This is a genomic window from Streptomyces sp. NPDC004609, from assembly GCF_042873655.1.
In the GTDB taxonomy this organism is placed as follows: domain Bacteria; phylum Actinomycetota; class Actinomycetes; order Streptomycetales; family Streptomycetaceae; genus Streptomyces.
The window spans coordinates 331,347-356,583 of record NZ_JBIALS010000002.1 but is presented as its reverse complement, the minus strand read 5'-3'; the positions used below and the strand labels follow the sequence as shown (position 1 = coordinate 356,583).

Genomic DNA, 25,237 nt, shown 5'->3' with positions numbered 1-25,237 from the left:
CGAGGGCGACCCTCCGCCTTGCGATTGCACGCACCGGACGCCGCAGGCCCCGCCCTCCGGGCGGACGGCGCTACTTTCGATACACGCCCTAGGCCGTTTCTGATGGCTCTTGGTGGGCTCGCGGTGCCAGGGCACGCGAGCCCGGCAGGATCCGAACGAGCGGGCCCGGGGGCACCCGGGCCGCGCACCGGCCCGGCCGACGGGTGTGTCCGTCGGCCGGGCCGGTGCGCGTTCTCGTGATGGGCGGGCGGCCTCCGGCCGATCCGCGCGCCGCCCGGCTCCCCGACCGGGTCGCCGCCGGGCTCGCCTCCGGCATTGAGGCGAGAACAAGCCATTGACTGGCCGCAGGGTCGCGTGCTTCAGTTTGCCACTAGTGAATGTAACTAGTTACATCCTGGAGGTGGGGCTGCCATGAAGAAGTTCGCCTGCCTGGCGCTCGCGCTCGGACTCACCGCGACGCTGGCCGCCTGTGCGTCGACGAGTACGGGCGGCGGCGCGGCTGATGAGCTGGTCATCGAGGGATACGGCGCCGAGTATCAGGACATTTTCGAGAAGGAGATCGCCAAGCCGTTCACGGAGAAGACCGGCATCAAGATCAAGTACACGGCCGCCGGGTCGGCGTCGGAACAGTACGCGGCCATCAGGGCCGCCAATGGCGACCCAGGTTTCGATCTCGCCGTCATGACCAGCCTTGAGCTGTATCAGGGCAGCCGGGACCGTCTGCTCGCTCCGGTGACAACGGAAAAGGTGCCGAATCTGGCCCGCGTGCCGCGGAAACTGCGGGAGAAGACCTACGGCGTCGGTGCGATCCAGGACGTTCAGCAGGTCGTGCTGATGTACCACCGATCGCTCTTCCCGAAGCCGCCCACGAGCTGGCAGGCGATGTGGGACCCGAAGTACCGCTCGGGCACCCTCATTTTCAACCCCGCCAACATCCTCGGGGTGTACGCGATGCTCAGCGCCGCCGAGCTGGACGGCGGGGGGATCACCAACACCGAACCCGGCTTCGCCCGGATCAAGGAGCTGGCGAAATACGCCCTCGCCACTCCGCAGGCCTCGGCGGGGGCGGTGCCCTACATGGAGAAGGGCACCGCAACGCTCTTCCCCTACCTGGACGGCCGCGCCGCGATCTACGCCAGGACCACCGACTACGACTACACGGTGCCGAGTGAGAGTTCATACGCCTCGCTCGGTTCTCTCGGTATTCCGGCCCGTGCGGCGAACAAGGACGCCGCCTACAAGTTCATCGACTACTGGCTTTCCGGTGAGGTGCAGCGGCGTTGGGCGCTTGCCTACAACGTCGGGCCCGCGGTCACCGGCCTGCAATTCCCCGCGGACTTCGCCGCCAAGCACATCACCACGGCCGAGAAGCTCGACAAGATCAAGATCGCCGACCCGGAAACGATCACGCGGAACCGCACGGCCTGGGGCCGGCAATGGGCGGAGGCCGTGCGATGACGGCGGCTGTGGCGAGTTCGCCCGCACACACGCCGGCGCGGAAGCGGTCCCGGTTGCCGTGGCTCAGTCTGCCCGCGACGGTGTGGGTCCTCGCCGTCTTCGCGATCCCGACCGCGATCCTGCTCGCGAGCAGCGTGCTGACCTATGACGGCGCCGCGGTGACCGGCCCGCTCACTACCGCGAACTACGGCAGCCTCTTCCGCGACGACTACTTCCGATCGGTGTTGTGGGACACCGTCTGGATCTCGGTCGTGGTGGGCGTGGTGTGCTCAGCCGCGGGGCTCCTGGTCGCGCACTTCATCGTCCGGTCCGGATCGCGGTGGCGCACGCTCGTCCTGCTCGTCGTCGTGTCGCCCCTGGTGTCGAGTGTCGTGGTGCGCACCTACGGCTGGCTCGTGCTCCTGCAAGGTGACGGCCTGGTGAACAAGATTCTGCTCTGGACCGGGCTGACCGGCTCGCCGGTCGCGTTCATCGGGTCGAAGTTCGCGGTGATCGCCGGACTCGTCCACGTGCTCCTGCCGTTCGCCGTGTTCACCGCGATGTCGAGCGTGCAGAGCGTCGATCCCGTCCTGGAACGCGCGTCCCGCGACCTCGGCGCCGGGCCCGTCAGCACCTTCCTCCGGATCACGCTGCCGCTGATCCGGCCCGGCCTGATCGCCGGATTCATGCTGACGTTCGCGATCAGCCTCGGCGCCTACGCCGCCGCCGCCGTGCTCGGCGGCGGTCGGGTGCAGACACTCGCGACCCTGGTTCGCGACCACATGGTGGTCAGCCTCGAATGGGGGCAGGCGGCGGCGGTCTCGGTGGTCATCCTGGTGGTGGGTGCCGTCACGGTGTCCGCGCTGCTGCTGGCCGGCCGCCGGTCGCGGAAGGGGATGTGACGATGCGTTTCCGTCCGTGGCTGCTGCTGCGCACCGTACTGCTCGCGCTGGTGCTCGCCTTCGTGGCTGTGCCGATGGCCGTCGTGCTCTGGACCTCCGTCCAGCCGGACACCTACCCCGCCTTCCCGCCGAGCGGGCTTTCGCTGCGGTGGTGGGAGTCCGCGCTGACCCGCGAATGGCTGATGCCCATGGCCCTGTCCGCCGAGATCGCGCTGGGTTCCGCGGTATGCGCGCTGGTGGTGGGCACGGCCGCGGCGTATGCCCTGTCGCGTGGCCCGGTCCGGGGCCGTGCCGCGCTTGAGGGATTCCTCGCCAGCCCCTTGCTGCTGCCGGAGATCGTGATCAGCCTCTCCGTGGTCCAACTGATCTCGATGCTCAGTGCACGCGGGTTCATCGGCCCGGTACTGCTGGTGTCGACCCACGCGCTCATCGGCATCCCGTTCGTGCTCCGCACGGTGGGCGTCAGTCTGCTCGGGGTCAACCCGCTGTGGGAGCGTGCCGCCCGTGATCTCGGCGCCTCGCCGTGGCGCGCGTTCACCACCGTCACGCTGCCGCTGATGCGGTCGGGGATGTTCGCCGGGGCGCTGTTCGCCTTCATCGTGTCGTTCAACAACGTCGAACTCTCGCTGTTCCTCACGTCGCGGGACGCGACCACGCTGCCCATCCGGCTCCTGCAGTACATGGAGTACCAGTACTCGCCGACCCTGGCTTGTGTCGCTGTGACCAGTGTGGTCGGCATCTGTGTCATCGCGGGCGTGGCGTCCCGGTTCGTCCGCCTGACCGAGTTCATCCACGGAGGTACCAAGTGACCGCACGAGTAGACGCCGCCGAGGAGCCGGCCACGCGAGCGGGTTCCGGCGGCTACGCCGTGACCCTCCGGGGTATCCGCAAGCAGTTCGGTTCGGCGGTGGCCGTGGACGACCTCGATCTCGATGTGCGCCCCGGCGAGTTCCTGACCCTGCTCGGACCGTCGGGCTGCGGGAAGACGACGACGCTGAACATGGTCGCGGGCTTTCTGACGCCGGACGGCGGGCGGATCCTGCTCGACGGCCAGGACGTCCACCGACTGCCGCCGGACCGGCGCGATACCGCGATGGTCTTCCAGCAGTACGCGCTGTTCCCGCATCTGACCGTCGGTCAGAACGTCGGTTACGGACTGCGGATGCGCAAGTGCCCGAAAGCCGATATCCGGGTGCGTGTGGCGGGCGCGCTCGACCGTGTCGGCCTCGCCGGATACGAGGAACGGATGCCCGGCCGGCTTTCCGGCGGGCAGCAGCAGCGCGTCGCCCTCGCCAGGGCCATCGTGGTGCAGCCGAAGGTGCTGCTGTTCGACGAGCCCCTGTCCAATCTGGATCTCAAGCTGCGCGAACAGCTCCGCCTGGAGATCAAGCACCTGCAGCGCGAACTGGGGACCACCTCGATCTTCGTGACCCACGACCAGACCGAAGCGCTGGTGATGAGCGACCGGATCGCGGTGATGCGGGCCGGCCGCGTCGAACAGCTCGACACCCCCGACACGATCTACCGGGAACCGGTGAACGCGTTCGTGGCCGGATTCATCGGTCAGTCCAACCTGGTACCCGGCGTGTGCACGGAAGCCGGACAGGACGGATGCACCGTTCGGCTGTCCACGTCGGACACACTGCGCGCACGGCACGCGGGAACAGTCGCCGAGGGTGAGGCGGTCCAGGTCCTGCTCAGGCCGGAAGCACTCCGCCTGGGTACCGCGGGTACTGCGGGTAACGCGGGTGCCGCGACGTCGATCGCGGGCCGGGTGGTCGAGATCGTCAACGAAGGCAGCCTCGCCACCGTCGTCCTGGAGATCACCGGATCGGTCCGGCTCCGGGTCTCCGTGCCCGATCCGGGCGCGCTCCGTCTGCCCGCACCCGGCGACGAGATCGCCGTTTCCGTTCCCCCGGGCGCCGCTCACGCGCTGCCCGCAGGCCACTGAAATCCCCAGCGAGAGAACGAGAGAAGAGGAATCCACATGGTTGAGGACGTCGTTGTCGTCGGTGCCGGTGTCTACGGTGCCGCGGTGAGTGCCGAACTGGCGCGGCGCGGCGCCCGCGTCACGGTGGTCGACGCGAGCGCACCGGCGGGCGGCACATCGGGGGCGACCTTCTCGTGGACCAACTCCTGCGGCAAGCAGCCACGGGCCTACCACGATCTCAGCGTCGCCTCGATGGAGGCACACCAGAAGCTGGCGCGCGATGTGCCCGGCAGCGACTGGTATCACGAGGGCGGGAATCTGGAATGGGGCGGCGACGACGACGCAGGTGAGCGGCTGCGCCGGAAGGTCGCCACCGTGTCGGGTTACGGATACGAGGCACGATGGCTCACGCGCGCACAGGCGCTGCGCCTTGAACCCGATATGAACCCCGCCGGACTGCCGGCCGACGAGATCGCCTACTTTCCGGCCGAAGGCTGGATCGAACCGACCCGGCTGATCGCCCACCTGCTGTCCACCGTGGACGGGGAGCGGATCTGGCACGACGCGGTCACGGGAATCGACGTGTCCGGCGGCCTGGTGCGCTCGGTCCGACTCGCCTCCGGGCGACGACTGCCCGCCGACGCGGTGGTCGACTGCGCCGGCCCGCGGGCCGACCACATCGCGGGCCTCGCCGGGCTGGACCTGCCCATGCGCAACACACGCGGTGTCCTCGTCTACACGTCACCGGTCGCGGTCTCCACGTCCCGCGTCGTCCACGCCCCCCATGTCCACCTGCGGCCGGACGGCGCCGGAAGGCTGCTCCTGCACACTCACGACATCGATGGTGCGGCTCGGGTCTCCGACACCGGAGAGATCAGTGTGGATCAGACCGCGGTCGAGACGCTGATGGAGGCCGGACGCGCGCTCTACCCCGGACTCCGCGCGGCGAGCGTGGAAAGCGTGCGGGTGGGCGAGCGGCCGATCCCCGGTGACGGCCTGCCGGTACTGGGCCGGGCACCCGGACTGCCCAACTTCCACTTCGCCGTCTCCCACAGCGGCGCCACGCTGAGCGTGTACGCCGGCGCCCTCGTCGCGGCCGAGGTACTGGGTGAGGACCGCGCCGGGGAGCTGGCCGCGTTCCGCTTCGAGCGATTCTGAGGAGACGTTGTGCGTACGACTGTCTTGCACGGTTGCGATCTCGTCGACGGCACCGGCAGCGACCTCCGGCACGGGGTCGACATCGTGGTCCAGGGAGCCACGATCCGCGAGATCGTGCCCACCAGGCCCGCGGAAACCTACGGCACAGTGGACGAGATCGTCGAGGCCGCGGGCGCTCTCGCCCTTCCTGGTCTGATCAACAACCACACCCACGGCACCGCGTACGGCCCGCTCTTCCCCAGCGGCCACGAAGGACTCCCACCCGGGCAGGTGGTCGCCAACCTCGACCGGCACCTGCTGGAGGGGACGACCACCGTGCTCTGCGTCGACGGCTTCGTCACGGCCGAGGCGGTCGCGAGGACCGACGAGGACCACCCGGTCACCGTCAGACTGGCCTCCTGCAACACCCCGGCCTGCCTGCGGGCGGCGACCATCGCCGACGGCGGGGGGCTCACCGACGAGAACCGCGCGTTCACCGCGCGCCGGGCGGTCGGCGCGGGCGCCGTCGCCCTCGGTGAGATCGGCGCCGGGCACACCCTGGGCGGCGGCGGGGCGAGCTATATGTACATTCCGGCCGAGGTGGCCCGGCGCACCGGGGTGACGATCGCGCCCCGGCAGGCGGACGCCCTGAAGATCTCCGTGCTGGGCCGGCACATCTCGGCCTCGTCGTTCGACCGTGACACGGTAGAGGAGGCGCTGGTGGCGGCGGGGCTGGCCGGCAAGCTGTCGGTCGAGGAGATCCGCGACATCGTCTCGGACATCGTTCTGCCCGCCTTCGACATCGCCTTGCAGGGACTCGGCGAAGCCGCGGAGTACGCCCACCGGGCCGGCGTGCCGGTGCTGGTGCACAACGCGGCCGCGTCGATGACGCAGGTCGCCGCGATCGCCAGGACCGGCGTGCGGCTCATCGCCGGGCACTCCAACCATTCGAGCTTCGAGCTGCGCGAGGCCCTGGAACACGCCGAACGGCTCAAGGAGCTGGGTGCGATCGTGGACGTCTCCACCCTCGACACCTTCGGCGCGCGGCGGCTCACGACCGGTCCGGAGCTGCTCTACGCCATGTTCGCGGCCGGGCTCGTCGACACGATCTCGACCGACTACGCGGGCGGCCACCACGACCCGATCCTGCTCGCGATCGACCGCGCCACCAAGGCCGGCGTGGTGCGCCTGCCGGCGGCGGTCGCCATGGCCACCGCCAACGTCGCCGACGCCATCCCCGGAGTGGCACCACGGCGGGGCCGCGTCACACCGGGCGCGGTCGCCGACCTCGTACTCACCGACCCGGCAGAGCTGCCACGGGTTCACACTGTCATCATCGGCGGTGAGATCGTTGTCCGCGGCGGCCGGCGTGCCACCGTCTGACCGGAGCGGAGGGAAGGGACAGACGGTGAAGCGAACAACCATCGGCGACGTCGCGGCGGCGGCAGGGGTATCGGTGGCGACGGTCTCGCGGGTGCTCAACGGTGGCGCCGTCAGGGAGGCGACCGCGACCAGGGTGTGGGACGCGGTCACCCGGCTCGAATACTCGCCGAACGCCCTCACCAAGAGCATCTTCGCCGGGCGTTCCAGCACGGTCGGGGTGGTCATGGGCGATCTCAGCAGCCCGTTCTACCTCGATCTGATCCGCGGGATCGACGAGGTGGCCGCCGCCAACGGCAGCCTGGTCATGTTCGCCAACACCTTCCTGCGTCCCGACCGCGAGCTCGCGCAGATCCAGGCCATGGACGAGCAGCGGGTGCGCGGGCTGATCGTCACCGCCAGTGAGTCCACCGACGACAGGACGCGCAGGATGGCCGTGGGGGGAACCCCGTGTGTCATCGTCGCGCGGTCGGTGCCGGACCCGCCGCCCGGCCTGCACTCGGTCAGTCTGGACAACATCGCGGCCGGCCGGATGATGGCCGAGCACCTGATCTCGTGCGGGCGTCGGTCGATCGGGGTGGTCACCTCCGGAACCCGGCCGTCCCAGCTCGGACGCACCGAGGGATTGCGGCAAGGGCTCGCCGAGGCGGGCTTGCCGCTGCCCGAGGACGCCGTCACGGCGGTGGCCGCCAACGCGGAGACCGGTGAGGCCGTGGACACGTTGCTGGCCCGCCGCGCCCCCCTGGACGCGATCGTCTGCCTCACCGGCCTCCGCACGGTTGCCGTCCACTCGGCGTTGTCCGCCCGCGGGCTCGCGATCCCGGACGACATCGGTTTCCTCACGATGGACGACTTCTCCTGGGGTCCGGCCCTCGGCATCACGGTGATCGCGCAACCCTCGTACCGGATGGGGCAGCGCGCAGCCGACCTCATCGTCGAGAATCCCGACCGGCCGGTGCAGGTCCGGTTCGAGCCGAAGCTCGTCGCCCGCACCTCCTGCGGCGAGAGCGGGTGAGCCGGAGGGGGATTCCGCGACAAGGACCGTCGTCTCCGCGCAGGGCGCGTTCCCCCGCCCGCCCGCGGGGGAGCGGAGTGAATCGCCCGGTCCCGGAGCGCGGGCGGGGTACCGGCGTTCTTCGGGAGCGGCGCGTTTCGACGGCCCGGAGCAGGCGAACGCGCGCCGGTGACCGCCGAGCCGGGTCTCTGTCCGCGGGCGCATGACGGCGCCGGCCCCCGCCGCCGTCCCCGACTCGGATCGGCCCGCTCCTCGCGGCGGTCGGCGGTCGGCCGACGGCCCGGTCGCGGCCCGCACCCGGAAGCGTTCTGCGGTTGCGTGGACCGGGGACCTGAGCCGGAGATCCGCCGGCAGCAGGCGGCGGATCTCCGGCTCAGGTCACCGGCCGGCCCCGGGCGGGCCCCCGAGGAGGAACCTCAGGGCGAGATCCGTGGCCGCGGCGACGGACGTGCGGTTCCGGCGTACCAGCGCCATCTCCTGGACGGCCGCGTCGGCGCAGACGAGCAGGACCCGGGCCTCGTGCTCGTCCAGATCCGGGCGCACCTGCGCCAGCACCGCGCCGCGCACCTGGCGGATCGCCGACCTGCGGCGGCTGATGCGGGCGCGGTCGCCCGCGGGCAGGGCGTCGACCTCCCGGGTGTTGACGGCGACGATGTCCGCGTCGGCGAACGCGACCGCGGCATACGCGCCCACCGCGAGGCTCAGCGCCTCCCGCGGGCCGCGCGCCTCCTCCATGGCCCGCTCGATGGCCACTTCCAGCTTGGCGACCGCGTGGTCGCAGGCGTCGACGAGGATCTCCGCCTTGCTCGTGTACGTCCCGTACACCGTGGGGCCCGAGATCCCGGCCGCCTTGCCGATCTGGTCGATGCCGACGCCGTGGTAGCCGTACTGCCGGAACAGCGAAGCGGCGGCGTCGCGGATCTCCTGGCGCCGGGAGCGGGGAGGGGCCCAGCTCCGGCGCGGACCGGGCGCGGTGAAGGCGGCGGAGCGGTCCGCCGGGGCGAGGAGCAGCGCCAGCAGGGAGCCCGTCAGCAGGGTCCTGGCGCGCGGGCGCTGGAGCGCGTCGGGCCGCCGCGCCAGCCGCCCCAGTACGCCGTTGACCGCTCGCTGCCGGGTCACCGCGTCCCCGTGGGAGACGGTCGGGCGGGCCTCGCGGATCGTCTTCTCCCACACCCGCGTCAGCCGCCGTTCCCCCGTACGCAGCTCCTCCCTGGCCGCCTCGGACAGCGAGTGCCACTCCTGGAGGTAGGTGGCGGTCCGCGACGGCTCGGACAGCGTCAGCTCGACATTGCCGCGTACCGCCGCCTCCAGCCGCTCCTCGGGGGCGGTTCCGGCCTCGGGGCCGGGCGTCGCCGCGGCGGTGAAGTCGGCCAGCGCGCCTTCGAGGATGTGCCGCAGCAGATCGTCCTTGCCGCTGAAGTGCCGGTAGATGGCGCCCGGTGTCACCCCGACCCGGTCGGCGATGTCCCCCACCCCGGTCGCCGAGTACCCGCGCTCGGCGAACAACTCCGCCGCGATCCTCTCGATCGTGGCCCGCCGGTCCTTCGGCCGCCGGGCGCGCTCGGGGGTCCTCCCGCCCCGGGTGGGAGTTCCGGTCGGGGCTCCGGGCCCGCTCTCGGTCATACCGCTCCAGCCTCATGTCACAGCGCCGGTCCCCGTGCGCCCGGCGCGTCCACCAGTCCTGAACATACCTTCACTTAACGGCGGGCGTACATCCGACGGCCGGGCGGCGCGGGACCACGGCCGGCGCGGACCCGTCCGGCCGTCATCCGCGCCGTCCGGGATCAGCAGGTGCTTTTCAGCTGGTTCCGCCTCGGGCCCACGGGCGGCGCCGACAGGATGGGCACGTGCTCACCACCGTCAACGTGAACACCGAACGCGAACCGCCAACGGCTGACCCCGACAGATCCACGATCCCCGACAGAGCCGAGATCAGTGGTGGCGGACACCGGGAACACGGTCGGGATCGAGCTTCACATCGATGAGGACGGGACGGTCGCGGCCGGGAAGCGCGGCGAGCGCGCGGTCCAGTCCCGCGGTGTCCCGGACGGTGAGGCCCCGGCCGCCGAGCGCGGTGGCGACGGGACCGAGGTCCGGCCAGTCGAAGGTGGAGATCGCCGGATCCATGTCCTTCCCGCGGAACTGGATGTGCTCGGCGCCGTAGGCCCCGTCGTCGAGCACCACGACCACCAGGTCGAGGCCATGGCGTACGGCGGTGGTGAACTCGGTGAGCCCGCCCATCATGAAGCCGCCGTCCCCGGTGACGAGCAGCGTGGGCCGCTCCGGTGCCGCGCAGGCCGCGCCGACCGCGCTGCCCATCCCGAGGCCGAGGGAACCGAAGTTCAGGGTGTGGACGTACGAGGACGGTCCCGGGCAGCGGAGAGTCGCGATGGACTCCAGGAAGAACCTCCCGCCGTCGAGTACGAGCGTACGGTCGGCGGGGAACGCCGCTTCGAGCCCGCGCAGCGCGGCCCGGATGCCGACCGTCCCGCCGGCACCCCGGTACGGGGGAGGCGGATCCCGCCCGCGGGCGGGGTTCCCGCCATCGGCCTACGGAACGGTCACTTCGCACCCCGCCGGGTGGTACGCATGTCCAACGGCACGGCTGCGTCGACCCCGTACGACGGCAAAGGCCCCCGCACACGGGAGAACGTGTGCGGGGGCCGGGGCGGGACTCATGACCACGGGGTTACGACCGCGACGGCTCACGGGCTCGGTGCCGGGGGTCCGGCGACCCGGGCTCCGCGCCACGCGGGCCCGGGGCACCCCCGGGCCCGTGGCGGTACCGGTCAGACGACCTCGGTGTCGTAGAAGCAGAAGTGGTCCCTGATCTGCGCCACCGCCGGCTTCGGGTCGGGGTACGCCCAGACGAGATCGTCGGCGCCGGGCACCGACCAGTAGTCCGCGTCTCCCTTGAAGGGGCAGTGGGTGTGGGTCTCGGAGCGGGTCAGACGTTCGGTCCTCACGTCCTCGGGAGGCAGGTAGTAACGGACCGGACAGCCCGTCTCACGCAGCACGAGGGGCCGCCTGCTCTCGGCGAGCAGCTGCCCGTCCCGTACGACGCGCACATGCTCGCTGCCCTGTTCGACGGTGATGCGGTGTCCAGAAGTCATACCCGTGTCAGCGTCCCGGGGCGGTTGCTTGTTCCCGGCCCGTGCCGGCGCTCCGGCGCACATCCGCTCAGGTCGATCCCGGCTCCGTCTCGATCACGGCCGCGCACCCGGCACCGGAGCCATGATGTCCGGACGGCTCTCACCGCCGTGTGCCTGCGCGTGGTCGCCCGGACCACCGCCGAAGAAGAGGACATACGGCTCGGACGGCAGCACCGCGGCTTCGGCGCCGGCCCGGTCCCGCCCGAACCCGGCTCCGGCCCCGCCGCGCCCCCTGCCATCGCGCGGTGCGGTGCCCGCGGTGCCCACGGGACCGGACCACCCGCGGGGCGGAATCCGTCCGGTACGCGGAGCCCCCGTCACGATCGGGGCGGCCGGTACCCTGGTCGGATGCTGACGTCTCCCCTCAAGGAGTACCGGCCGGACAAGGTGGTGGTGGCCTGCGGTGTCGCACTGGCCGCCGACTGCGTGCTGCGGGGTCTGGGCGACGACGCGGGCACCACCTGGCGGACCGTGCTGGGCTGGTCCCTCGCCCTCGTCGGCTGGCTCGTCCTCGGGTTCCGTTACAGCCGCCCCGTGCCCGTGGGCGTGGTGACGATGGTGGCGGCCATCGGCTACTACGTGATCACCGAGGTCGACGGCCCGTCCCCGATGATCGTCTTCATGGTCTCGCTGTACAACGTCGCCCGCGCCGGGATGACGGCCGTCGTGGCCCTCGGGGCGGTGATGCTGCTCGCCGTGGCCTACGGGGAGTTCATCGCCGACGGCGGTGCCCGCAAGGTCGACAACATCTCCCTCGCCCTGCTCAGCGGCTGGTTCCTGAGCGTCGTCGCCTTCGGTCACGCGATGCGGGTCCGGCAGGCGTACCAGGCCGAGGTGGAGCAGCGCGCGCTGGCCGCCGAGCGCGAACGCGACGCCCGCACACGCCAGTCCGCCGTCGAGGAGCGGCTGCGCATCGCCCGTGAGCTGCACGACGTCCTCGGTCACCACATCTCGCTCATCAATGTGCAGTCGGCCGCCACCCTGCACCGCAACATCAAACGCCCCGACGACACCGAACGGCTGGTGTCCGGCCTCCAGCTCGTCCACGACACCAGCCGCGAGGCCCTGCGGGAGTTGCGCGCCACCCTCGGCGTACTGCGCCAGGTGGACGAGGCGGCGCCGACCTCCCCGGTCGCCGGGCTCGACCGCCTCGGCGAGCTGGCGGACCGCGCCTCCGCGGCGGGCCTGCGGGTCACCGTCGACACCACGGGCACCCCGCGCGACCTCCCGGCGCAGATATCCCTGGCCGCCTACCGCATCGTCCAGGAGTCCCTGACCAACGTCACCCGTCACGCCCGGGCGGACGAGGTCCGTATCGAGGTCGCCTACGCCCCCGACGGACTGCGCCTGCGCATCGACGACGACGGTCGGGGCGCGGTCGGCGGCACCCGCACCGGCGGCAGCGGCATCGCGGGCATGGCCGAGCGCGCGAGAGCACTCGGCGGCGAACTGACCGCGGGCAACGCGGACACGGGATTCCGGGTCGCCGTCCGGCTGCCGCTCGACGGCCGGTCCCCGCACACCGCGGAGCACCCGGTGGGAGCGCGCCCCGGCCGGCCCCCGGCCGCCACCGAACCGAATGCCCGGGCCCGTTGAACACCCGGGGCCCTCGCGGGCGCCTCGCCCGGGAGCGGCGTCGCAGCGGCGGCGTCCGCCCGGAGGGGTCCGGTGGGTGCGATCACAAGGCGGAGGACGGGGGTGCCTCCCGGGCGAAGCTCCGGGGCAGACCCCTGCGGTGGGGGCGGTCCCCCTGCCTCCGCACCGGGCGGATCCCCACCCCGGCCGCAGGCCGTAGGGGCCACCGGCGGCAACGCAGGAGGCCCACCCGTGCCCGCAGGGCTACGGGGGAGAGCGCGTGTGCCGGACCCCGCCGGGCAGACGGGACTCCGACGACACGACCTCCTAGGCTGGGCCCATGAACGCGCCTATCAGAGTGCTTCTCGCCGACGACCAGAGGCTCGTACGGGCCGGATTCCGGTCGATCCTTGAGGACGAGGACGACATCGAGGTCGTGGGGGAGGCGTCGAACGGCACCGAAGCCGTCGGTCTGGCGACCGAACTGCTCCCCGACATCGTCCTGATGGACATCCAGATGCCCGGGGAGGACGGCCTCGCCGCCACCCGCCGCATCGTCGGAGACGAGCGGCTCGGCGGTGTCCGCGTGGTCATCCTGACCACCTTCGACGTGGACGACTACGTCTACGACGCGCTGCGCGCGGGCGCTTCCGGCTTCCTGGTGAAGGACACCATGCCCATGGAGCTGCTGCACGGCATCCGGGTCTGTGCCCGCGGCGACGCCCTGATCGCCCCGTCGGTCACACGGCGGCTGATCGCCGAATTCGCCGGGCGGGTCAGGCTGCCGGACCCGGGTCCCCGGCTGAACACCCTCACCGGCCGGGAGCGCGAGGTCCTGGGCCTCGTCGGCGCGGGTCTGAGCAACGACGAGATCGCCGAGCGGCTGGTGCTCAGCCCCTCCACCGCCAAGACGCATGTCAGCCGCATCCTGTCCAAGCTCGCGGTCCGCGACCGCGCGCAACTGGTCGTCGTCGCCTATGAGACCGGGCTCGTCACGCCCGGCTGGCTCGGCTGACCCCCTCTTCCGTTTCCCGGCCCGCGGCGCGAGCTTCTCGGACCCACGGCTTCGGGCCGGGCCCCGGGCCGGGAACGCCTCCGGGCCGGGAACGCCTCCGGGCGCGGGTTGCGTCCGGGCGGCCAACCTGGGGTGTACGACTCAGGGGTAGCCACCCCGCAGGACGTACCCGCAGTGACATCCGGTGGCCGACGCGACGGGCCCGGTCCACCGGCCACTGTGGGGGTGTGACCGCACACCACACCGAATCCGCCCGCCGATGTCCGCCCGGCCGACGGGCAGACCCGCCCCGCTACGGCGCACCGGCACATCTCTCACCGCCCCGGCGGCCGTCCCGTCGCTCGGGCCGCCGCCGTTCCCCGGGCACCTCGCCCCCGGCCGGACACGCGTCCGCCGGAACGCACCGCCCACCCGCCCGGAGGGGATCCGGCACGGCCACCGCGCCCACGGCCCCGTGTTCCGGTAGCTGACCCGGGCATCCCGCCCGCTCCCGTCCGTACGGCCACTCGGCGGACACGGGCCGCGTGGCACCCCGGCCGACCGGAGCGGCCCGCCGGCGGCCCGGGCGCGCGAACCCCGTCCTGACGCGTCCGCGCTCGCCGGGGCCCGTACCGCCTGTTCCCGGACGCCCCGCACCCGTACCGCCTCACTGCCGGTACCGCCCCCGTACGGCCGGTCCGGACACTCCTCACCGCACCCCGCCCGCCGCTTTCGCGCCGTGTCGCGCGCCGCGTTCCGGATGCATGCCTGCGGACGCGGGCCCACGGATGAGACGCGGGCCCACAGATGAAGGGAACCGACATGACCACCACCCGAGGGACGGCGGAGGCCGTGCCCACCGCACCGTCCGAGGAAGGAGTCTTCGCGCGCCTCGCCGCCTTCTCCCACCGCCGCCGCCGGCTCGCCCTCACCCTCTGGCTCGTCGTGATGGCCGGAGTCTGGGCCACCGCCTCGGCCACCGGCAGCGACTACCGCGAGGACTTCTCCCTGCCGGGCACCGAATCCCAGGCCGCGGCGGATCTGCTGGCCGAACACGGAGCCGCGTACACCGGTGACACCCTTCAGGTCGTGCTCCGGGCCGAGGACGGACTGCGCACGCCGGACGTCGAGCAGCGGGTGGAGAAGATGCTCGTGGAGGTCGCCGAGCAGCCCCGGGTCACCCAGGTGCGCAGCCTCTACGACGACGCGGCCGCCATCGCGCCCGATGGCACGATCGGCTACGCGACGGTGATGCTGGACGTGCCGTCCGCCGAGATGACGACGGCGGACAGCGAGCTGATCCACGAGGTCACCCAGCGGGCGGACGGCGACGGCCTCCAGGTCGAACTCGGCGGTGACGCGGCGAGGCTGCTCGCCGCGGGCGCCGGCGGCACGGCCGAGGGCGCGGGGCTGCTCGCGGCCCTCGTGATCCTCGTCCTCATGTTCGGCACGGTCATCGCCGCCGGACTGCCCGTCATCACCGCGGTCTTCGCCGTGGGCACCACCGTCGGTGTCATGGTCGTCGCCACCCATCTGGTCGCCATCGCCGACTACACCCCCTTCGTGATGATGCTCGTCGGTCTGGGCGTCGGTATCGACTACGCACTGCTGATCTTCGCCCGCTACCGGACGGAACTGGTCGACGGCCGGACGCCGGAGCGGGCGACGGTGGCGGCCCTGGACGCCGCGGGCCGCTCGGTGTTCTTCGCGGGCTGCACGGTCATTCTGGCCCTTCTCGGCCTGGTCGCGCTCGGACTCGGTTCGCTCCAGGGGATGGCACTGTCCGTGGCCCTCACCGTGCTGGTGACGATGGCCGCGTCCCTGACCCTGCTGCCCGCCCTGCTCGGAGTCTTCGGCAAGCGGTTCGCCCGCCAGTTCACCGCCCGCGCGGCCAGGCGGGCGGCGAAGGGCAGGGCGCCCGAGGGGACCCGGTGGCGTGCTCTCGCCACCATGGTGCAGCGCCGGCCGCTGGTCGCCCTGCTGCTCGCGGCCGCCACCCTCGGCGCCCTCGCTCTGCCCGCTTTCTCGATGCGGCTCGGCTTCGCCGACGCGGGCAGCGACGCCCCCGACACCACCAGCCGCCAGGCGTACGACCTGCTGGCGGACGGTTTCGGTCCCGGATTCAGCGGCCCCCTGCTCGTGGTGGTCGACGACACCGAGGGCAAGGACGCGGCCGGGGCCGCCCGGGCGGCGGGCCGGGTCCTCAGCGGGGTTCCGGGCATCGACGCGGTCTCCCCGCCGGTGCCCACCGAGAACCCCGGGGTCGCGACGATGGTCGCCTTCCCGGACTCCTCGCCCCAGGACGAGGCCACCTCCGATCTCGTCACCGAGCTGCGGGACGACGTCCTGCCCGGTGTGTCCGAGCGGACGGGCGCCGACTATCTGGTCGGCGGATCGACCGCCGCGGCCGAGGACTACTCCGCCAAGGTCGCCGACCGCATGCCCCTGTTCGTCACCATCGTCGTGGGCCTCTCGGTCGTCCTGCTGATGACCGTGTTCCGTTCCGTGCTGATCCCGCTGAAGGCCGCGCTGCTGAATCTGCTCAGCATCGGCGCCGCCCTCGGCGCGATCACCCTGGTGTTCCAGCACGGCTGGTTCGGTGTGGAGCCCGGTCCGATCGAGGCGTATCTGCCCGTGATGATCTTCGCCATCGTCTTCGGTCTCTCCATGGACTACGAGATCTTCCTGGTGTCCCGTATCCACGAGGAGTGGGTCCGCACCCGGGACGGCAGCCGCGCGGTACGTGAGGGGCTGGCCCACACCGGATCGGTCATCAGCGCCGCCGGGGCCATCATGATCGTGGTGTTCGGTGCCTTCATGCTCAGCTCCGAACGGATGCTCCAGCAGACCGGGTTCGGTATGGCGGTCGCCATCTTCGTCGACGCGGTCGTCATCCGCTGCCTGGTCGTCCCGGCCGCGATGCAGCTGATGGGCCGCCGTGCCTGGTGGCTGCCGGCGCCGCTGGAGCGGCTGCTGCCGAAGGTGGCTCTGGAGAAGAACTGAGGGGCGCGGCAGCGGTCCGCACCCTCGACCGCGCCCGGCATCCGCGGGGCCCGCGACCGGTGGGCCCGCGCGGAAGCCGGGCTCTCACCGCTCCCCGCCCGGTCCGGGCAGGGGGCGGGTGCCGACGGCGTCATGGCGGTAGTCGCTGGGCGGCAGGCCGTAGGCCGCGCGGAACGCGCGGGTGAACTCGGCGGGCCGGGTGAAGCCCCAGGTCTCGGCGACGGCATGGACCGGGCGGTCGGCGAGCCGGGGGTCGGACAGATCGTGCCGGGCGTATTCGAGACGCCGGCGGCGGATGTACGCGGCCACGGTGGTGCCCTGGTCGCGGAAGCGGCGGTGCAGGGTCCGGACGGAGACGTGGTGGGCGGCCGCTATCCGGCCGGGGGTGAGTCCGGGATCGCGCAGATGGCGGTCGATGAAGTCCTTGACCCGCAGGGCCAGGGCGTGGGGGTGGGCTTCCGGCGGAGACGGCTCCGCGGTGTGGTGTGCCAGGAACGCGGTCGCCAGATCGAGGGTGGCCCTGGACAGATGGGGGACGTCCGCGGGCGTCCAGCCGGAGGTTTCGTCGATGAGCTGGGAGATGAACCGCGTCAGCAGTCCGCCCATACCGTGCCGCGCGGGTAATCGGGTGACGAGCAGCCGGTCGACCGCGTCCGGGGGCAACGGGACGAGATCCCTCGGAAGGATCACCTCCACCATGGCGGTGCGCCGGGTGGGCGCGAGCTCCCCCTGGTGAGGGTGCGACATGCTGTACAGCATCGCGTCACCGACGCCGATGGACGCCCGGCGCCCGCCCTGGTCGACCGTGGCCGCCCCGGTCCGTACGAAGGACAGAAAGTACAGCTCGGGATCCGACTGCCGGATCTGCCGGGGAGTACGGCGCGACCGGACCGTGGGGCACGTGAACTCCGACACCCGCACCGGGCCCAGTTCCATCAGCCGCTGGGTGGCGTCGAAGTCACCCTCGTGGTCCGTCCACACATCCACGGGCGCATGGCTGGCGCAGACCATCGCCCGCCAGCTCTCGAACCGGTCGCGCGCCGGTAAGTCCTCACCCCGGAACACCGTCTCGATCACAGTTCCTCCCTCTCCCCGCCGACAGATGATGTCAGCATGGGGTCCGGAGGCGCCCCGGGCGGATGGTGATGCAGGGGAGTTCGCGTGGTGCTGGTGGAGGCCGGCGCGTATCCCGTGGCGGAGACGGCGGCGTGTGAACAGGTGGAGCCAGGCGAAGGTCCGCTCTACGGCCCAACGTGTTCTGCCCGGACAGGAGCGGTGCGGGGTGCCGCGGCGAGCGATTCCCGGGGTCCCGCGCTGACGGATCAGGCGGCGGTACTCGTCGTGGCCAGGCACCGGCACTGTCCACCAGGGCAGACGAAGGGCTGCCGATAGGATGCCGGGCGCACAAGGCCGAGTCGAAGATCAGCGGGCGGGAAGTCACCACGGCGCGCCACCCGCTGCACCCATCGGTGGAGAGACGTCTCATTCATGACAGAAGATGAGTTCTGGTCCCTCATCGACCTTCTCGGAGGTGTGGCAGACCAGCGCACCACTCCGGCACTGGCAGAGGCCCTCGAACGAGAGGGGAAGGCCCGTATCGAAGAGTTCGCGGACATAGTGACAGAGAAGCTGAATCAGCTTGAACGCGAGCCTCTCTCGGGAATTCCAGTCCGCGATACGCATGACCCATCGGAAGCGCCGCCGGTTCCCTTGGCCGGTGACGCACTCAGTCATCTGCACTACGCGGTTGTGGCAGCGGGTCGGTCGCGATTCCGGCAGGTACAGGGGAATCCGGAGCAGGTGGCCGCATGGGCCTGGGACTTCAGCGAGTCGGACGGCCTTGCGGAGGCCATCTCCATGGCGTATGAGGTCACCACCGGACAACCGTGGCTGGGCCCGCTTCCTGGATTCGGGGTGGCCGAACCGGAAGACCCGACAGCCGACATGGCCACCGACGTCCTCTGGCTCAGCCTCGCTCTGCATGGCGACGGTGACATCCCCGCGGCGTACTCCGAGGCAGCAGGCACTGTGGTCGACATGGTCCAGGGCGACCCGCAGTGGATTACCTGGTGGGCGGGCGCCGATCAGCGCGACCTGAGCATGGAGATCGAGTACACCGCGCAGGCGGAACGCAGCAAAGTGGCCGCACGGCCGTCCGCGCGTCGCCCGGTCCGGGTACGGCCGAGCGGATCCCGGTCATGTCGGCTGTACCCCCTCGTCCGAGGAGACGCCGTGGTTGCGTGCGATCCGCAGCGCGTCCTCCAACTCCTCGGCCGCCTCGGCCGTTTCGAAGACGTCCTGCGCGTCATGGGCGGCCTCCAGTCGGATCCGCGCCCGGCGGATCCGCTCTAAGGCCGCGTCCTGGAACTCGCCCATGCTGCTCCCACCTCGGCCTCTGGCCGAATAGACAGCTGATGAATTGCACAACTCTGCAAGCCTAGGGGGTGCCCCTCGCGGCCCGTGCGGCGCCCGCTCCTTCCGCCTGTTCCCAGCTCCCCCTTCCGGCTCCCCGACCGTGCGCCGACCGCCTGCCTGCGTGACACGGCCCGTCGCCGGGTGCGGGTCGGTACGTGTGCACGGCGGCGCCTCGCGCCGATCGCGGCGATGACCACCCGGCCGCCCGGAGAGCGGCCACGGCCCCTGCCCCGCGCCCGGCGTGCTCCCGGAGCGGGGGCGACACCCACGGCCGCGCGCCGAATCCAATCACTCCCGCGCCGATCGCGGCGGACCCGCCCGGGAGGAACCGATCGCGCCCCAGCGGGTGCACCGGCCGGCGAGCGGACGCGGCAGGAACAGCGGGAGCACCACCGTGGCCGGGCCGCCCCGCACGGCCCGGCCGACTCCACATCGGCGGCCCGTACGGAGGACTCCGGGGTGCGGGGCACCCCGGCCTACCCGGCTCTCCCCGAAGGGCGAGGTCGATCCTGCTCACGGGGCGGGCGTGCGCAGCCGCGCGGGCGGTGAGCACGGGAGCCGGTGCGGTTTCGGCGATCGGTGCACGCGGCCGGTCCGGCGGGGGAGGAGCCCGTCGTGCACAGGTGCCCCGCCGGACCCTCCTCCGCGTCGGTCATGGATCCGGCGGGGCCGGTCGGCTCACCCCTGCCCGGGAGCCGTCTCGGCACGTACGGCATCCGCCCCGAGCTGCATCCGGGCGGACTGGTCCACGAGCTGCCGCAGCGCGGTCAGGTACCGCTCGTCACCGCCCAGTCCGTCGAGAAGGCGGTACGCCTCGGCGCGGAACCCGGAGATGTCCTCGCGGTACCGGCGGAGCACGGCGGGCTCCAGCAGCAGTCCGATCAGCTCCGATCTCGCCCCGTGGGAATGCCGTGAGGCGGCACACAGACTCTGGATATGCCCTTTCGGCGCCGGTGACGCCTCTTCGAGTGCGCAGGCCAGCAGATAGGTCACGGTCCCGTTCAGCAGATCCTCGTTGCGGCCGGTCAGAATGTCCTCCTGATCGTTGAAGATCTGCCACAGAATGCCGAAGACGCAGCCGAACTCCCGCCACAGCTCGACTCTCTCGCTGTTCGCGCCCGACAAGGTCGCGGCCATCGCCGTCACCATGCCGAAGGGAGCACCGGACTTGCGCCGGTACACCGTCGTCACGGAACCGCGGGTGGCGCGGCCGGTGTCACCGCGGATATCGCTCAGTTGCCCCTCGATGGCACCGGTCCAGCCGCTGACGACCTCGGTCGTCAGCGCGCCCCGCACCGACTCGGGAATCCGCGGTGACCGAATGATGTGCATGGGGAGTATGTGTCCGCTGATCACCGTGGCCAGCAGCGCTTCGTCCTCGCTGAGGTCGCCCGTGACGGCCGCGCCCGCTCCGTCGGCGAGATCGTCGAGATAGCACGCCGAGGTCCACCACAGTACGTGGACGGCGGACACGGGAACGGCCGGTCCGGGGGCGCCGGTCTCGGCGGCGTGCACCAGGAGCGGCAGTACCGAAAGGGGGTGCTTCAATTCCCGGTGCCGCAGCAGCTCGGTGACCGCGTTCCCGATCGCGTCCGACGCCGGGCCGAGCCGTTCGAGAGCGGCTTCTATCTCGGCCTCGATATCCGGGGAGACTTGCCGGTGCAGGTCCAGGTACGTCAGGGAACTCACGCAGCGACCTCCGTCTGAGAATGTCATTCCGTGACCGGTGTTGCGCTGATTTCCTCTGTGCCGACACTGCGGCCCTGATTCGATCATTCCGAATGGGCCGGAGCCGGAGCGACTTTCGGGCTGCTTCGGATCATCCCTGCGCGGTCCGGCGGACGCAACCGCGCCTTTCCCGTCACGCCACCGCCGGACCCGGGCGGCAGCGCCGCCACTCCCGAGCAGGTGCGGCACGGGGTGCGAGCACGGTGCCGAGAGTGACGTCCGGCCGGACCCGGACCCACCGCGGCGGGCCGGGAACCGCCCACGCGGCCGTGGCGTCGTCCCCGGGGGGCCACGTGCTTTGGCGAGGCCCGGGCCGCGTCATCTCTGGGGGGCCGCGGAGCCATTGAGGCAGCTGATGGTGTTCGCCTGGATGCAGGCACGGTGCTGTGCGTTCGCCGTCGCGCTGTTCGCGGGCATGGCGGTGTCGGCGGTGCTTCCGGCGCTGCCGGTGGCACGGTACGACCTGCTGCTGGTCTACGGGCTGGCGCTGACGGGGCTCGGGTATCTGCTGGGGTGGGAGACACGGCGCGAGGTGGCCGTCGTCGCCGTCTGCCATGTGCTGGGGTTCCTCTTCGAGGTGGTGAAGGTGCGGGTCGGCTCGTGGAGTTACCCCGAGCCCGCCCTGACCGTGGTCGCGGGCGTGCCGCTGTACGGCGGATTCATGTACGCCGCCGTCGGCAGCTACGTCTGCCGGGCCTGGCGCCTGTTCGATCTCAGGCGGTCCGGGTACCGGCCGCGGACGACCGGCGTGCTCGCGGCAGCGCTGTACGTCAACTTCCTGAGCCACCACTGGCTCCCCGATGCGCGCTGGGTGCTCGCAGGACTGCTCCTGCTCGCGAGCTGGGGATCCTGGGTCCACTTCACGGTCGACGGGCAGCGCCTCCGTATGCCGGTCGGGCTCTCCTTCGTACTGATCGGTTTTTTCCTCTGGCTCGCCGAGAACATCGCCACCTACTTCGGGGCGTGGAGGTACCCGCACCAGCTCGATGCCTGGGAACCCGTCTCCCTCTCCAAATGGGCGTCCTGGGCGCTGCTGATCAGCGTCACCTTCGTCATCGCGGGTTCCCGGCGAGCCGACGCACGGGAATGACGACGACCGCTCCGTGCCCCGGAGCCCCGCCCTTCTGCCGCCGGTGCTCCGGAGCACCCGTGGTCCCTACCCCCGAAAGCGCGCGGCGGTGTACAGGACCGGGCCGCCGAGATCGCTGTCGGACAGCGCGGTGTTGTCGTACATCCCCAGCGTTGTGAACCCGGCGCTCGACAGATGATGGCGCAATTCCATGGGGAAGAGCTGCCGCAGGGTCACATGGTCGATCTCCGCGGGCCGCCCGTTGATGTGCCAGGTGCGTTCCCGGGTGAGCAGCTGGTGGTGCCGGTCCACGGTGTAGTGGGCTTCGGCCGAGCCCCGGAACGCGGGTGTGTCGACGGAGATACGGCGCCGCAGCCCTTTGCCCTCGGGATCGCCGATCGGGTTGAGGGTCTGGAGCACGAGGAGCGCCCCGGGCGCCGCGTGGGCGGCGAAGGTCTCCATGACCCGCCCGACATCCTCGTTGGTGAGCGCGTAGTTGAGAACCCAGCCCAGGCAGGTGAGGACGTCGAAGGTCCGGCCGATCCTCACCGAGAGCATGTCCTCGACCCGGAAGTCGAGACCGGGATGGCGTTCACGCGCGTACGTGATCATGCTCTCCTGCCGGTCCAGGCCCACGCAGTCGAGCCCGTCCCGGTCGAATCCGGCGACATCGTGACCGGTTCCGCAGCCGATGTCGAGCAGGGTCTTCGGCCTCGGCGCGCAGTACCGCTCGATCATGAGCCGGCACATGCCCGGCACCGTGTCGCCGGAGTCGTGGAAGACCGCTTCGTAGAACTCCGGGTTGCGGTAGAGGAAGTTACTCATCGGCCTGTGGGGTTCCATGCCTCTCCTGATGTGCTGGTGGCGGATGGGTCCGTACGGTGTGTCGGCTTACGCGGCCGCGGCCGCCGTGGGCGCCGTATCGCGCTGCCGGAGCGTCCGGGAGTAGTGCCGCAGCAGGAGGACGGCGGTGGCGGCGAGGCCGGTGAGCAGGCCGAGCCAGATGCCGAGGGTGCGGAGCCCGAGGGGGTAGGCGCACGCCCAGGCGGCGGGGAGCCCGATGGCCCAGTAGCCGACCAGGGTGATCCGGAAGCCGGTTCTGGTGTGGTCGAGGCTTCTCAGGAGTCCGACGCCGATGTTCTGGGCGCAGTCGGCGTAGTGGAGGAAGGCGGTGACCACGAGGAGGTGGACGGCGACGGCATGGGCCTCGGCGGTGGGGTCGAGAAAGGGGGTGAGGATCAGCCGGGGAACCGCGAGGTAGAGGGCGGCCACCGGCGTCATGACCGCGGCGGTCAAGGCGAGCGCGGCGTTCCGGATACGGCGGGCGTGCTCGGTGCGTCCGAGGGCGAGTTCCCGGCTGACGTTGATGGACGCGGCGTGGGAGAGGCCGATCCCGATCTGGAAGACGATGTACACGAGCTGGTTGACGGCTGTGTGGGCGGCGAGGGCGGCGGTTCCGAAGGATCCGGCCATCAGGGCGGTGACGGAGAAGAACCCGGCCTCCGAGCCGTAGGTCGCGGCCGTCGGGACGCCGAGGGCGATGAGCCGTCGTGTGGTGGCGACATCCGCGCGGGCGGGGTTGAGCGCGATCAGGGGAGCGAGTCCGGCGTCGCGCTTCACCAGAAGGACGAGCGCGAGGAACGACAGCAGATGGACGGCGGAGGTGGCGGCGCCGATACCGGTGAGTCCCAGGCGGGGCACGCCCCAGGTGCCGTGGACGAGGACCCAGTTCAGTCCGGCGTTCACGGCGACGGACAGCAGTGTGATGCGGAGCAGCGCCTGGGGTCTGCGCATCCCGAGGGAGAACTGGCGCAGGGCCTGGAACCACAGACAGGGCAGCAGTCCCGGCGCCAGGGCCAGCAGCATCGACCGGGTCAGCTCCACGACGGCCGGGTCCTGGCCCAGCAGGGGGAGTGCCTGCCCGATCAGGATCATCAGCGCGGCCCCGGCAACCCCGGCGAGCGTGGCCACCGCCATGCTCGCCCGGACGACCGCCCGCACCTCCGCGCCGTTCGCGTCGGTGCCGCCGTGTCCCGGGAGAGCTGTGTCCGTGCCCGCGTAACCGGTCCGGGCGCCGGGAGTGTCCTCTCCGGCCGGCCGGGCGTGACCGGCCGCCGGTGCCGCGGCCCGTTCCGCGCGCGCCGCCTCGGCCGCGATCCGATTGCCCGCCGAGGCCATCAGCCCGACGCCCATCGTGCGCAGCTGGTTGAACACCACGACCGCGAGTCCCCCGGCCGCCAGCTCCCGGGCTCCGAGCAGCCCCATCATCACGGTGTCCGTGGTCGTCAGCGCCACCTGCGCCAGCTGGGTCAGCACCAGCGGCACGGCGAGGACGGCCAGCGCGCGGCCGTCCCTGACGAACGCGCTCACCACCGCGACGGCCCGCCACCGGGGTGGGCCGCCGGCTCGGGCTCCCCAGGATCACCGGGATCCCTGCGGAGTTTGACGAGCAGATCGGTGACGAGCCGCTCCACACCCGGGTCGAGGAGCCCGCGTACCTCCAGCCACTCGTCGTCGAACACGGAGTCCAGGTACTTCTCCCCGCCGTCGTTGACGAGCGCGACCATCGTGGAGCCCGGGGGCAGCGAGGGCAGCCGGCCGAGGGCTTCGTGGACCACACCGCCCGCCGAGCCGCCGATGAGCAGTCCCGTACGGGCGATGGCACGGCAGGTGCCGAACGCCTCGGCGTCACCGACCTTGACCCCCTCGTCGATGAGGCCGAAGTCGACGAGGGCGCCGATCTCGGCCCCCTCCGGAGTGCCGGTCCCGGACTGGTGGTAGTCGTGTCCCGGCCCCCCGAAGGCGATGGACCCCTTGGGCTCGACGCCGATCGTCCGCACTCCGGGTACGAGGGTGCGCAGCTCCCTCGCCGTGCCGCAGAGCGTTCCGCCGGTGCCCACGGCGCCGATCAGGACATCGACGCGGCCGTCGAGCGCCTCGGCCAGTTCATGGGCCACGGACGCGTAACCGAGGCCGTTGCTGGGGTTGTTGTGCTGCTCGGTGAAGACGGTGTTGTCCCGGCCCCGGGCCAGGTCCTCGGCGAGTTCCTCCCGGGCGGCGGTGGCCAGTTCCCCGGTGCCCTCGCCCGTGACATGGACGAGTTCCGCGCCCAGGGCCCTCATCGCGCGCAGCTTGTCCGCACAGGCGTGGCTGTCGACGACCGCGGTGAACGTGTATCCGCGTTCGGCGGCGACGACAGCGAGCCCGAGACCGGTGTTGCCGGAGGTGGACTCGACGATGCGGCCGCCCGGACGCAGTTCGCCGCGTTCCTCGGCGTCGGCCACCATCCGCAGGGCCATACGGATCTTCGCGGTGCCGGTGGGGTTGAACATCTCCAGCTTCAGCAGGAGGCGGCTGCCGGTGTCCGTGGTGGCGAGTTCGAGCAGAGGGGTGCGGCCGATCAGTTCGGACACACGGGAGACCACGGCGGGGCGCTGAAGTGCTCCTGACATGGGCGGCTCCAGGGTGGAGGAGGGACGGGCGGCACGAGTGGGCCGGGG

The 25,237-nt window shown here is 71.6% G+C and carries 20 protein-coding genes and 1 pseudogene; 12 read left to right on the top strand and 9 right to left on the bottom strand.

Features of this window, described 5'->3' with window-relative positions:
• Positions 1–411 precede the first annotated feature (411 nt).
• From ACFYT4_RS03360 to ACFYT4_RS03330, 7 genes are read left to right on the top strand one after another with little or no spacing between them, the layout of a single operon-like run.
• Complete coding sequence (locus ACFYT4_RS03360; protein ID WP_389264756.1) at positions 412–1,458, top strand: PotD/PotF family extracellular solute-binding protein; 1,047 nt, start codon at positions 412–414, stop codon at positions 1,456–1,458.
• Positions 1,459–1,511: 53 nt separating this feature from the next.
• Positions 1,512–2,339 carry an ABC transporter permease gene (locus ACFYT4_RS03355; RefSeq protein WP_389264755.1) on the top strand — a complete coding sequence of 276 codons (828 nt, stop codon included), beginning with the start codon at positions 1,512–1,514 and terminating at the stop codon, positions 2,337–2,339.
• Between the two features lie 2 nt (positions 2,340–2,341).
• Positions 2,342–3,148 carry an ABC transporter permease gene (locus tag ACFYT4_RS03350; protein ID WP_389264753.1) on the top strand — a complete coding sequence of 269 codons (807 nt, stop codon included), beginning with the start codon at positions 2,342–2,344 and terminating at the stop codon, positions 3,146–3,148.
• Positions 3,145–4,290 carry an ABC transporter ATP-binding protein gene (locus ACFYT4_RS03345; protein WP_389264751.1) on the top strand — a complete coding sequence of 382 codons (1,146 nt, stop codon included), beginning with the start codon at positions 3,145–3,147 and terminating at the stop codon, positions 4,288–4,290. The genes ACFYT4_RS03350 and ACFYT4_RS03345 overlap by 4 nt, the downstream gene beginning before the upstream one ends.
• Before the next feature lie 36 nt (positions 4,291–4,326).
• A complete protein-coding gene (locus tag ACFYT4_RS03340; RefSeq protein WP_389264750.1) occupies positions 4,327–5,427 on the top strand; it encodes an NAD(P)/FAD-dependent oxidoreductase in 1,101 nt (366 codons plus the stop codon).
• 9 nt (positions 5,428–5,436) lie between these two features.
• On the top strand, positions 5,437–6,789 hold the full coding sequence (locus tag ACFYT4_RS03335; RefSeq protein WP_389264748.1) for an amidohydrolase family protein: 1,353 nt from the start codon (positions 5,437–5,439) through the stop codon (positions 6,787–6,789).
• 25 nt (positions 6,790–6,814) lie between these two features.
• A complete protein-coding gene (locus ACFYT4_RS03330) occupies positions 6,815–7,801 on the top strand; it encodes a LacI family DNA-binding transcriptional regulator (protein ID WP_389264747.1) in 987 nt (328 codons plus the stop codon).
• Positions 7,802–8,179: 378 nt separating this feature from the next.
• Here ACFYT4_RS03330 and ACFYT4_RS03325 read toward each other — a convergent pair whose 3' ends face one another.
• From ACFYT4_RS03325 to ACFYT4_RS03315, 3 genes are all read right to left on the bottom strand, one after another.
• Positions 8,180–9,424, bottom strand: a complete 1,245-nt coding sequence (locus tag ACFYT4_RS03325) for a TetR/AcrR family transcriptional regulator (protein WP_389264745.1) — start codon at positions 9,422–9,424, stop codon at positions 8,180–8,182.
• 309 nt (positions 9,425–9,733) lie between these two features.
• A complete protein-coding gene (locus tag ACFYT4_RS03320; RefSeq protein WP_389264788.1) occupies positions 9,734–10,192 on the bottom strand; it encodes a thiamine pyrophosphate-dependent enzyme in 459 nt (152 codons plus the stop codon).
• A gap of 398 nt (positions 10,193–10,590) precedes the next feature.
• Positions 10,591–10,914, bottom strand: a complete 324-nt coding sequence (locus ACFYT4_RS03315; protein ID WP_389264743.1) for a DUF427 domain-containing protein — start codon at positions 10,912–10,914, stop codon at positions 10,591–10,593.
• A 387-nt stretch (positions 10,915–11,301) separates the two neighbouring features.
• On the opposite strand from ACFYT4_RS03315, the gene ACFYT4_RS03310 reads away from it, so the two are divergent.
• The 3 genes from ACFYT4_RS03310 to ACFYT4_RS03300 all read left to right on the top strand — a co-directional run bounded on the left by ACFYT4_RS03310 (position 11,302) and on the right by ACFYT4_RS03300 (position 16,525).
• Positions 11,302–12,549, top strand: a complete 1,248-nt coding sequence (locus ACFYT4_RS03310) for a sensor histidine kinase (RefSeq protein ID WP_389264741.1) — start codon at positions 11,302–11,304, stop codon at positions 12,547–12,549.
• Positions 12,550–12,868: 319 nt separating this feature from the next.
• Positions 12,869–13,543 carry a response regulator gene (locus tag ACFYT4_RS03305; protein WP_389264739.1) on the top strand — a complete coding sequence of 225 codons (675 nt, stop codon included), beginning with the start codon at positions 12,869–12,871 and terminating at the stop codon, positions 13,541–13,543.
• An 801-nt stretch (positions 13,544–14,344) separates the two neighbouring features.
• Positions 14,345–16,525 (top strand): MMPL family transporter, encoded by a 2,181-nt coding sequence (locus ACFYT4_RS03300; protein ID WP_389264738.1) that lies wholly within the window; start codon positions 14,345–14,347, stop codon positions 16,523–16,525.
• An 84-nt stretch (positions 16,526–16,609) separates the two neighbouring features.
• Here ACFYT4_RS03300 and ACFYT4_RS03295 read toward each other — a convergent pair whose 3' ends face one another.
• Both ACFYT4_RS03295 and ACFYT4_RS03290 read right to left on the bottom strand, forming a co-directional pair.
• Positions 16,610–17,602 carry a helix-turn-helix domain-containing protein gene (locus ACFYT4_RS03295; RefSeq protein ID WP_389264786.1) on the bottom strand — a complete coding sequence of 331 codons (993 nt, stop codon included), beginning with the start codon at positions 17,600–17,602 and terminating at the stop codon, positions 16,610–16,612.
• Between the two features lie 93 nt (positions 17,603–17,695).
• Positions 17,696–17,869: pseudogene (locus ACFYT4_RS03290) on the bottom strand (IS5/IS1182 family transposase); the annotation flags it as partial.
• Positions 17,870–18,013: 144 nt separating this feature from the next.
• Between ACFYT4_RS03290 and ACFYT4_RS03285 the strand changes: the two are divergent.
• Entirely contained in the window at positions 18,014–18,877 is an 864-nt protein-coding gene (locus ACFYT4_RS03285) for a DUF4240 domain-containing protein (protein ID WP_389264736.1), read from the top strand.
• A gap of 741 nt (positions 18,878–19,618) precedes the next feature.
• Here the strand turns inward: ACFYT4_RS03285 and ACFYT4_RS03280 are convergent.
• Complete coding sequence (locus tag ACFYT4_RS03280) at positions 19,619–20,629, bottom strand: polyprenyl synthetase family protein (RefSeq protein WP_389264735.1); 1,011 nt, start codon at positions 20,627–20,629, stop codon at positions 19,619–19,621.
• 382 nt (positions 20,630–21,011) lie between these two features.
• Between ACFYT4_RS03280 and ACFYT4_RS03275 the strand changes: the two genes are divergently transcribed.
• On the top strand, positions 21,012–21,758 hold the full coding sequence (locus ACFYT4_RS03275; protein WP_389264733.1) for a DUF817 domain-containing protein: 747 nt from the start codon (positions 21,012–21,014) through the stop codon (positions 21,756–21,758).
• Between the two features lie 66 nt (positions 21,759–21,824).
• On the opposite strand, the gene ACFYT4_RS03270 is transcribed toward ACFYT4_RS03275, so the two are convergent.
• The 3 genes from ACFYT4_RS03270 to ACFYT4_RS03260 are packed head-to-tail and all read right to left on the bottom strand — an operon-like array spanning position 21,825 to position 25,189.
• A complete protein-coding gene (locus tag ACFYT4_RS03270; protein ID WP_389264731.1) occupies positions 21,825–22,580 on the bottom strand; it encodes a class I SAM-dependent methyltransferase in 756 nt (251 codons plus the stop codon).
• Between the two features lie 48 nt (positions 22,581–22,628).
• The gene (locus ACFYT4_RS03265; protein WP_389264729.1) at positions 22,629–24,110 is read right to left on the bottom strand and encodes an MATE family efflux transporter; all 1,482 of its coding nucleotides are present in this window, start codon (positions 24,108–24,110) and stop codon (positions 22,629–22,631) included.
• Positions 24,104–25,189 (bottom strand): cysteine synthase family protein, encoded by a 1,086-nt coding sequence (locus ACFYT4_RS03260; protein WP_389264727.1) that lies wholly within the window; start codon positions 25,187–25,189, stop codon positions 24,104–24,106. The genes ACFYT4_RS03265 and ACFYT4_RS03260 overlap by 7 nt, the downstream gene beginning before the upstream one ends.
• Between the last annotated feature and the right edge of the window lie 48 nt (positions 25,190–25,237).

Excerpts from the sequence above, each read along its gene's own strand:
- ACFYT4_RS03360 (WP_389264756.1), top strand. The coding sequence starts at position 412 with ATGAAGAAGTTCGCCTGCCTGGCGCTCGCGCTCGGACTCACCGCGACG.
- ACFYT4_RS03350 (WP_389264753.1), top strand. The coding sequence starts at position 2,342 with ATGCGTTTCCGTCCGTGGCTGCTGCTGCGCACCGTACTGCTCGCGCTG.
- ACFYT4_RS03340 (WP_389264750.1), top strand. The coding sequence starts at position 4,327 with ATGGTTGAGGACGTCGTTGTCGTCGGTGCCGGTGTCTACGGTGCCGCG.
- ACFYT4_RS03325 (WP_389264745.1), bottom strand. The coding sequence starts at position 9,424 with ATGACCGAGAGCGGGCCCGGAGCCCCGACCGGAACTCCCACCCGGGGC.
- ACFYT4_RS03315 (WP_389264743.1), bottom strand. The coding sequence starts at position 10,914 with ATGACTTCTGGACACCGCATCACCGTCGAACAGGGCAGCGAGCATGTG.
- ACFYT4_RS03310 (WP_389264741.1), top strand. The coding sequence starts at position 11,302 with ATGCTGACGTCTCCCCTCAAGGAGTACCGGCCGGACAAGGTGGTGGTG.
- ACFYT4_RS03305 (WP_389264739.1), top strand. The coding sequence starts at position 12,869 with ATGAACGCGCCTATCAGAGTGCTTCTCGCCGACGACCAGAGGCTCGTA.
- ACFYT4_RS03300 (WP_389264738.1), top strand. The coding sequence starts at position 14,345 with ATGACCACCACCCGAGGGACGGCGGAGGCCGTGCCCACCGCACCGTCC.
- ACFYT4_RS03285 (WP_389264736.1), top strand. The coding sequence starts at position 18,014 with ATGACAGAAGATGAGTTCTGGTCCCTCATCGACCTTCTCGGAGGTGTG.
- ACFYT4_RS03270 (WP_389264731.1), bottom strand. The coding sequence starts at position 22,580 with ATGGAACCCCACAGGCCGATGAGTAACTTCCTCTACCGCAACCCGGAG.
- ACFYT4_RS03260 (WP_389264727.1), bottom strand. The coding sequence starts at position 25,189 with ATGTCAGGAGCACTTCAGCGCCCCGCCGTGGTCTCCCGTGTGTCCGAA.